This window comes from Planctomycetaceae bacterium (assembly GCA_041398785.1).
Taxonomy (GTDB): domain Bacteria; phylum Planctomycetota; class Planctomycetia; order Planctomycetales; family Planctomycetaceae; genus JAWKUA01.
This window is the reverse complement of record JAWKUA010000040.1, coordinates 25,724-33,560: the sequence shown is the minus strand read 5'-3', so window position 1 is coordinate 33,560 and position 7,837 is coordinate 25,724. Positions and strand designations below refer to the sequence as shown.

8 protein-coding genes are annotated in these 7,837 nt (G+C 60.0%); 5 read left to right on the top strand and 3 right to left on the bottom strand.

The window, feature by feature from the left end; all coding sequences use genetic code 11:
- The 5 genes from R3C19_26115 to R3C19_26095 all read left to right on the top strand — a co-directional run.
- On the top strand, positions 1–251 hold a 251-nt coding region (locus R3C19_26115), incomplete at its 5' end, for a DUF5690 family protein (GenBank protein ID MEZ6063837.1).
- Positions 241–1,344, top strand: coding sequence for a zinc-binding dehydrogenase (locus R3C19_26110; protein ID MEZ6063836.1), 1,104 nt, complete (start codon positions 241–243; stop codon positions 1,342–1,344). The genes R3C19_26115 and R3C19_26110, both read left to right, overlap by 11 nt.
- Positions 1,341–2,120 carry an HD domain-containing protein gene (locus R3C19_26105; GenBank protein MEZ6063835.1) on the top strand — a complete coding sequence of 260 codons (780 nt, stop codon included), beginning with the start codon at positions 1,341–1,343 and terminating at the stop codon, positions 2,118–2,120. The genes R3C19_26110 and R3C19_26105 overlap by 4 nt, the downstream gene beginning before the upstream one ends.
- A gap of 11 nt (positions 2,121–2,131) precedes the next feature.
- Complete coding sequence (locus tag R3C19_26100) at positions 2,132–3,262, top strand: TIGR03364 family FAD-dependent oxidoreductase (GenBank protein MEZ6063834.1); 1,131 nt, start codon at positions 2,132–2,134, stop codon at positions 3,260–3,262.
- Positions 3,263–3,360: 98 nt separating this feature from the next.
- On the top strand, positions 3,361–4,176 hold the full coding sequence (locus tag R3C19_26095; protein ID MEZ6063833.1) for a phosphonoacetaldehyde hydrolase: 816 nt from the start codon (positions 3,361–3,363) through the stop codon (positions 4,174–4,176).
- Between the two features lie 43 nt (positions 4,177–4,219).
- On the opposite strand, the gene folP is transcribed toward R3C19_26095, so the two are convergent.
- The 3 genes from folP to R3C19_26080 all read right to left on the bottom strand — a co-directional run bounded on the left by folP (position 4,220) and on the right by R3C19_26080 (position 7,759).
- Positions 4,220–5,101, bottom strand: coding sequence for a dihydropteroate synthase (gene folP / locus R3C19_26090; protein ID MEZ6063832.1), 882 nt, complete (start codon positions 5,099–5,101; stop codon positions 4,220–4,222).
- A 6-nt stretch (positions 5,102–5,107) separates the two neighbouring features.
- On the bottom strand, positions 5,108–5,545 hold the full coding sequence (locus R3C19_26085; protein MEZ6063831.1) for a universal stress protein: 438 nt from the start codon (positions 5,543–5,545) through the stop codon (positions 5,108–5,110).
- A gap of 99 nt (positions 5,546–5,644) precedes the next feature.
- Positions 5,645–7,759 (bottom strand): alanine/glycine:cation symporter family protein, encoded by a 2,115-nt coding sequence (locus R3C19_26080; GenBank protein MEZ6063830.1) that lies wholly within the window; start codon positions 7,757–7,759, stop codon positions 5,645–5,647.
- Between the last annotated feature and the right edge of the window lie 78 nt (positions 7,760–7,837).

Below are 7,837 nucleotides of genomic sequence, written 5' to 3'. Positions count from 1 at the left end.
TGATGTATCTTGCCGATTCGGTCGGCTATCTGGGATTTGCCGCCATCATGGTGGCGAAGACTTTTCTTCCGGCCGAAGGCGAGTTCCTGCCCTTCTTTCGTACAGCGACGATGTGGACGGTCGTGTTTTCGCTGTTGGCACTGGCGTTCAGCGCGTTGTATTTCCGAAAGGTGCTCAGCGATTCGCCGATGGACACTGCCGACGATCAACTCCGACAAACTGCAGATTCGATTCTCGTGCATGACGACTAAGCCGGCGAATTCCGCGTCCAGTCTCGCTGCGGTCTTCACGCAGCCGGGTCAGCCGATGGAACTGCGCGAACTGCCTGTTCCCGAACTGCGCGACGGCGAGGCTCTGGTGCGAATCAACTGCTGTACGATCTGCGGAAGTGACCTGCATTCCTGCAGCGGACGGCGTTCCGTGCCGGCGCCCACGATACTCGGTCATGAGATTGTCGGCGTCGTCGAACAGGTGCCGGACAAGGCACTGACCGACCTGCGCGGCGAGACACTTCAACCGGGCGACCGAGTCGTTTGGTCCGTTGCCGTGAGCTGCGGACGATGTCGCAACTGCCGACGCGGAATTCCTCAAAAGTGCGCCGACCTGCACAAGTACGGACATCACAAACTGGAAGACGCCTGGTCGCTGAGCGGCGGGCTGGCACAGCACTGCCATCTCCGAAAGAACACCGCGGCCTTGAAAGTTGACGCGTCACTTTCGGATGAAGTTCTGTGTCCGGCAAGCTGTGCGACGTCGACGTGTGCAGCGGCGCTGAGAACCGCCGGATCGATCGACGGCGACCGAGTGCTGGTTCTGGGAGCCGGAATGCTGGGCCTGACGATGGCAGCAATGGCGAAATGTGCCGCAGCCGATTCCGTCACCGTCTGCGACGTCAACGAACAACGGCGAGCTATGTCGCTGCGCTTCGGAGCGGATCGCGTTGTCGCGTGGAATGATCTTCCCGCCGCGGCTTCCGAAACTTCGCAGGCGAACGGCGGCGACGGGTTCGATGTCGTCTTTGAAATGACGGGACAGCCCGAGGCCAATCACGCGGCCATCGATCTGGCGGGTACCGGCGCGAGAATCGTGTTGGTGGGTTCTGTGTTTCCGGGGCCGCATCTGCTGCTCGATCCCGAACGAGTGGTCCGACGGCTGCTTTCCATCGCGGGAGTTCATAACTATCGTCCGGATGACCTGCTGGCAGCGGTCGAATTTCTGGCAGGCGACGGTCGGCAGTTTCCGTTCGCGGAGCTGGTTGAACGGTCGTTTGCTCTGCCCGACGTCAACACCGCATTTCAGTTCGCTCAGGAACACCGACCCATTCGCACGGCCGTGAAACCATGAATGACCGTTCCGTCCCGGAGACTTCGGGCCCATCGTCAGTCATTGCAGGACTCTTCCGCGCGAAGGGAGATTCCGAATACGGCGGTGAAGCAGTGACTCAGCAGGAACACGCTCTGCAATGCGCGGCGCTGGCCGAACAGGAAGGCGCGTCGCCATCATTGATCGTCGCCGCATTGCTGCACGACGTCGGCCATCTGCTGCACGAGCTGCCGTCGGATGCTCCGGACAAAGGCATCGACGATCGACACGAAGTCAGCGGCAACCGGTTTCTGCAACAACACTTCGACGATGCCGTGACCGAACCCGTCCGCCTGCACGTCGCGGCCAAGCGGTACCTGTGTACCGTTGATCCCGAATATCGTCAGACACTTTCACCGCCATCGCTGACCAGTCTGGAACTGCAGGGCGGCAATATGTCCGACGACGAACTGGCCGAGTTTCGCCAGTCGCCGCACTGGGAAGCTGCACTGCGCCTGCGGCACTGGGATGACGCGGCGAAAGTGGCCGGGCTGGAGACTCCGGACCTTGAGCACTTTGTGAAGTCTCTGCGGCGAGTGGAGAAGCACAGTCGCGATGGTACAGCGTCCGGACGTCATGTTTTTCCGATCGCAGCACTGCTAATTGTATTTTCCCTCGCGTCGCTGGTCGGGATTGGACTCCGATTTGCAGCTTCCGCCGTCATAGAAGCTCAAAATGCTGCCCGCGATCGACTTGACGCAGTTCCACCCGATGAGCGTCCGACATTGAAAAGAACAGCGCTGCCACGTCGATTATGAAGCATCTAGCAGTGACACAACATGACGTTGCCGTCGTCGGGGCCGGCATTGTCGGACTCGCTCACGCGTGGCGAGCCGCCGTTCGCGGGTTGAAGGTGGTGTTGCTGGAACGGTCTCCTATCGCGTGCGGAGCTTCCATACGCAACTTCGGAATGGTCTGGCCCATTGGGCAACCGCCCGGACCGCTATTCGATACGGCAATGCGGTCGCGTGAGTTGTGGCTGGAAACGGCAAAGGGTTCCGGGCTGTGGCTGAATGAATGCGGATCGCTGCATCTGGCTCATCGTGCCGACGAACTTGCCGTGCTGGAAGAATTCCGCGACGCGGCCCGCGGCACCAACATCGCCGTCGAACTGCTGACTCCCGAACAGACACGGAATCGGACTGCCGCCGCGAAGCCGGATGACCTGCTGGGTTCCATGTGGAGTTCCACCGAATGCTGCGTGAATCCGGAACAAGCGATCTACCGATTGCCGGCCTGGCTGCACGAACAGCACGGCGTCGAATGCTGCTTCGGCGCGAATGTCATCGCCGCGGAAGATGGTGTTCTGAGTGCGTCCGACGGTCGTTCATGGCAGGCCGATCGCACTGTGATCTGCAGCGGTCATGATTTTCAGACTCTGTTTCCCGAGGCGTTTCATAATTCCGGCCTGAGAATCTGCAAGCTGCAGATGCTGCGCACGGTCGCTCAGCGCGATGGCTGGAAACTCGGTCCGCATGTCGCCAGCGGGCTGACACTGCGGCACTACACGTCGTTCGCGGGTTGTCCGTCGCTGGCGGCGCTGAAACGTCGCGTCGCCGAGGAAACGCCTGAGCTGGATCGATTCGGGATCCACGTCATGATGTCTCAGAACCAACACGGCCAGGTCGTGCTGGGTGATTCACACGAGTACGATGACCGGATCAGCATCTTCGACCGGTCGGAAATTGATGAACTCATGCTGCGGGAACTGGGAAAACAATTCGTGCTGCCCGACTGGACGATCGAACGCCGCTGGCACGGCATCTACGCGAAACATCCGGAGCAACCGATCTTTACTGCGGAACCGCATCCCGGTGTCACGGTGCGCGTCGCACCCGGCGGCGCAGGGATGACGATGTCGTTCGGGCTGGCGGAACAGTTCTGGCAGGACCAGGCATGAACCGGCAACGCGCAGGCAAGACTTCCAGGCATTTCGTCGCCGCGGATGACCGTCTCGAAACTCCGATCGCGGAATTGTGTTTGAGGTGATGACAAGAAATGACCACTTCCTTCCAGCATCTGAAAGCCGTTGTTTTCGACTGGGCCGGAACAACTGTGGACCACGGAAGTTGTGCTCCAGCGGTCGTGTTTCAGGAGATCTTCCGTCAGCGCGGCGTGCCGATTTCTGCGCAGCAGGCGCGGGAACCGATGGGAATGGCCAAACGCGATCATATCGCAGCGATTGCGGCCATGCCGGATGTCGCCGCCCGATGGCGCAGTCAGCATGGTTGCGCGTGCGGTGACGCCGACATCGACGCGATGTACGACGACTTTCTGCCGCTGCAGAAGCAGACTCTTCATCATCACAGCAAACTGATTGACGGCGTGCCGGAACTGGTCGATTGGTGCCGGAGCAGGGGGCTGAAGATCGGATCTTCAACCGGCTACACGCGCGAACTGCTGCAGATTGTGACGGCCGCTGCGGCGGAACAGGGCTACGTTCCCGACTGTTCGCTCGGATCGGAAGATGCGCCGAAAGGCCGTCCCGCACCGTTCCTGATTTACACGGCAGCGATGAAGATGGGCGTCTATCCGTTGTGGACGATTGTGAAGGTCGACGATACCGCCGTCGGCGTCGAAGCCGGTCGCCATGCCGGCTGCTGGACCGTCGGCGTCACTCGCACCGGCAACGGCGTGGGGCTTGGCGAAGAAGAACTGAGTCGGTTGCCGGACGAAGAACGCAGTGCCGCCATCCGCGCCGCCGGAGTCACGTTAACGTCGGCCGGAGCACATGCTCTTGTGGAAAGCGTCGCCGATATCCGGCCGGTGCTTGAAGAATTCGACAACCGTCTGGCGTCGGGCGAGCGACCGTGATCGTCAGGCTCACATGATTCGCCGCGCCGCTTCGCGCGGGGTGTCATTCGGTTCCGCCGACTGACGAATCCTGAGGCAATGCATCGGGATTCGACACCGCCCGCCATGCCAGCAACGCGTCCCGGACGGCTTGCACGTCGTGTACGCGCAGGACGTCGGTTCCGGCTTCCGCGAGCGCGATGGCAACGCCCAGCGTTCCGGACAGGCGTTCCTCGACACTGCGCCCCAGCAGCCGGGACAGGAATCGTTTTCTCGAATGGCCGATCAGTACGGGTCGCTGCAGTTCGTTTCGCATTGTGCTGACGGCCCGCATCAGTTGCAGATTGTGGTCCGCCGTCTTGCCGAAACCGATTCCGGGATCGACGCAGATGCGTTCGGCCGCGATCTTCGCAGCGGCGAAAGCTTCCAGCCGCTGGCGCAGAAAATCGGTGACGTCTGCGACGACGTCACTGTACACGGGATCCTGCTGCATCGTTTGCGGAGTCCCCTGGATGTGCATCAGGCAGATTCCCGCGCGGGATTCCGCACAAACCGGCAGCATGTCGTCGTCGAACGTACCACCGGAAATATCATTGACGATCTTTGCTCCGGCAGCGACGGCCCGGCGAGCGACTTCGGATTTCGTGGTATCGATCGAAATCGGAATGTTGATTCGCTGCGCGAGTTCTTCGATCACGGGAATCGTTCGACGAAGCTCGACATCAACCGGGACCGGTGCAGCACCGGGACGTGTGGATTCGCCGCCGACGTCGATGATGTCCGCTCCGGCGGCAGCCAGTTGCAGACCGTGAGCGACGGCTTTTTCCACGTCGGTATGCAGGCCGCCGTCGGAAAAGCTGTCCGGCGTGACGTTCAGGATTCCCATCAGCAGTGGAATCTGCCGGCGCTGCAGACAGCAGTCGAAGAATCGCCATTCGAAGGACATGCGTGGCTATTCCGCGTCGGAACGTCGGAGCACCAGCACGCTGCATTCCGCATGTCGAATGACTCGTTCGGCCACCGATCCCAGCACGAGCCGCTTCACACCGTGATAGCCGTGGGACGGGATGACAATCATGTCCGCCGACTGTTGTGTGGCATAGTCAGCAATTTCCAGTCCCGGCGTTCCCAGCAGAACGACCTGCTGCGCATCGGAAGCGCCGTTGTCGTCAGCCAGTTTTTTCAGATTCGCGCGGATATGTTCGACGCGAGTTTCTTCGGTGACTTCTCCAAGCAGAACTCCCGGTGACAGGTCATCGATGGGAACCAGCACGTGCAAGAGGTGCAGGTTTTGGGGATCGCCGGCGAGCTGCAGCCCGGCGCGAATGGCGTTCGGTGATTCGCCGGAGAAGTCCACCGGAACGACAACTTTGGAACAGGTCAGCGGCATGGTGTGGGTTCCGGAGTGGAGGGGGGCGAGAGTTGAGAGTTGAGAGTTGAGAGTCGGGACGGCGGATATGCAAATGGGCGATGTGGAGTCGAGGCGGAGCTATGTTGCGGGCGTTTGATCGAATTCGCCGGCTTTCAGTTTGCGCCAGTAGTCGTCCAGGTGGCGTTTTACTTTTCCGGACAGCAGCACGGCTCCCAGAATGTTGGGAAACGACATGCCAAGAATCATCAGGTCACTGAGATCAAGAACGCTCGTGGCGGAAACCACTGATCCCAGAATCACGCAGATAAGAAACAGGATGCGATAGACCATGGAGCTGCCGTCCCCGAACAAATAAGACCAGCAGCGTTCGCCGTAGTAGGACCACGAAATCATGGTTGAATAGGCGAACAGCAGAACTGCCACCGCCAGCACATACGGGAACCACCAAATCTGACTCTTCATCGCGATGACGGTCAGACCTGCTCCGTTTGTACTGAGGATCAATTCGCGGAATTCCGGTTTCGTGACGTCATAGGCTCCGGTAATGACAATCACCAGGGCAGTCATTGTGCAGACGACGACAGTATCAATGAACGGTTCCAGCAGCGCGACAATACCTTCGCGCGCGGGATAGTCCGTTTTGGCGGCTGAATGCGCAATCGCGGCAGAACCAACTCCTGCTTCATTACTGAATGCCGCCCGGCGAAACCCCTGCACCAGAACACCGATCATCGCTCCATACCCGGCGGCCGGGGTAAACGCGCTGGAAACGATAAGCCGCGCGGCGTCGGGAATCGCACCGGCGTTCTTCACCAGAATGAACAGGCATGCCAGCACGTAGATTCCGCACATCAGCGGAACGATCTTTTCCGCCATTGACGCAATCCGCCGGATACCGCCAATGATCACGATGCCAACCAGCAGGGCCATGATCGTTCCCAGGACTAGTCGACCACCGGTTTCCTGCAGCCACGGTGTTTCGCCAAACGTTTGCTGCACGGCTTTGATCGCCTGATTGACCTGAAACGCATTGCCGCCGCCGAACGATGCGAATACGCAAAGCACTGCGAACATGACTCCCAGAATCATCCCCAGCGGTCCCAGTCCGATGTCCTTCAGACCACGAGACAAATAGAACATGGCACCGCCCATGATGCGACCGTCCGGGCGCACCTGCCGGTACATCTGTCCCAGCGTGCATTCAGTGAATTTGGAACTCATGCCCAGCAGCCCGGCGACAATCATCCAGAACGTGGCTCCCGGTCCGCCGATGCCGACGGCGATGGCGACGCTGGCGATATTTCCCAGTCCGACGGTTGCGGACAGCGCCGCTGTCAGCGCCTGAAAGTGGCTGACTTCACCTTCATCGGTGGGATCGTCGTACTTGCCGGAGGTCACTTTGACGGCATGCCAGAATCCGCGCAGGTTGATGAACCGCATTCGCAGAGTGAAAAACACGGCTCCGGCGACCAGCCACGCAACGATAAACGGAATGCCGCTGTTGACGGCGGTGAAGCGGCGTTTCTGGTCGGTCGCATCACTTTCGGCGACTTGAACACTGAAACTTCGCAGCGGCATTCCGCTGAATCGGTCGTTCAGCGCGTCGGCAACCACCAGCCGTTCTGTTTCGGTCAGATCCCCGCTGGCGAGTGACAGCGTGAAGTCGGCCTCGTCACGATTGACGTTTTCGGCCGCTTTGTCGACAAGTGGCTGAACCTGACGAGTCATCGTGATGAGTTCTTCGTCGAAGTCCGCCGCGTCGGATTCCGAAAGGTGTCGCCTGGCGAAATCGACGGTCCACAGCGATTTCTTCTCCTGGCGGATTCGCAGCCGGAGTTCCTTTTGTTCGTCCGGCGTCAGATTCGATTCAGCCGCAGCAATGAGTTCCTTCAGACGAGCGGATACCAGCGGACTATCACCGAGGTCGTCTGTAAACGTGCGACGGCCGATGAATTCCCAGAACAACACGGACGCGATGGCATTGACGGCTGTCTTCGCGTAATTGTCGACGCGTTTTTCGAACAGGCGCAGCAGGTTGGCCTGAACGGGAGCGTCCTCAGCGTCGGATGATTCCGTCGCGGCAGGCGACTCTGAAAGTGCCGCGGCGGCCGCATTGGTATCCGCATCCGGCACAGGTTCGCTCGGCGCCTGCTGCGCCAGAGAGACGGATGCCGACATCCCGGCCGCCAGTACGATCAGAAAAACGACGGCCAATGAGTTTCGTGAACGCATGATGAAGTCGTGCTCCCACATGAGTCGTCTATTCGCGGGTCGTCAGTTTGCGGTGAATGCCGGCGGAGCATACACGAC

What these genes read in the sequence shown, in the direction of transcription:
- R3C19_26110 (MEZ6063836.1), top strand. Translation starts at nt 241, where the DNA reads ATGACGACTAAGCCGGCGAATTCCGCGTCCAGTCTCGCTGCGGTCTTC.
- R3C19_26105 (MEZ6063835.1), top strand. Translation starts at nt 1,341, where the DNA reads ATGAATGACCGTTCCGTCCCGGAGACTTCGGGCCCATCGTCAGTCATT.
- R3C19_26095 (MEZ6063833.1), top strand. Translation starts at nt 3,361, where the DNA reads ATGACCACTTCCTTCCAGCATCTGAAAGCCGTTGTTTTCGACTGGGCC.
- folP (MEZ6063832.1), bottom strand. Translation starts at nt 5,101, where the DNA reads ATGTCCTTCGAATGGCGATTCTTCGACTGCTGTCTGCAGCGCCGGCAG.
- R3C19_26085 (MEZ6063831.1), bottom strand. Translation starts at nt 5,545, where the DNA reads ATGCCGCTGACCTGTTCCAAAGTTGTCGTTCCGGTGGACTTCTCCGGC.
- R3C19_26080 (MEZ6063830.1), bottom strand. Translation starts at nt 7,759, where the DNA reads ATGCGTTCACGAAACTCATTGGCCGTCGTTTTTCTGATCGTACTGGCG.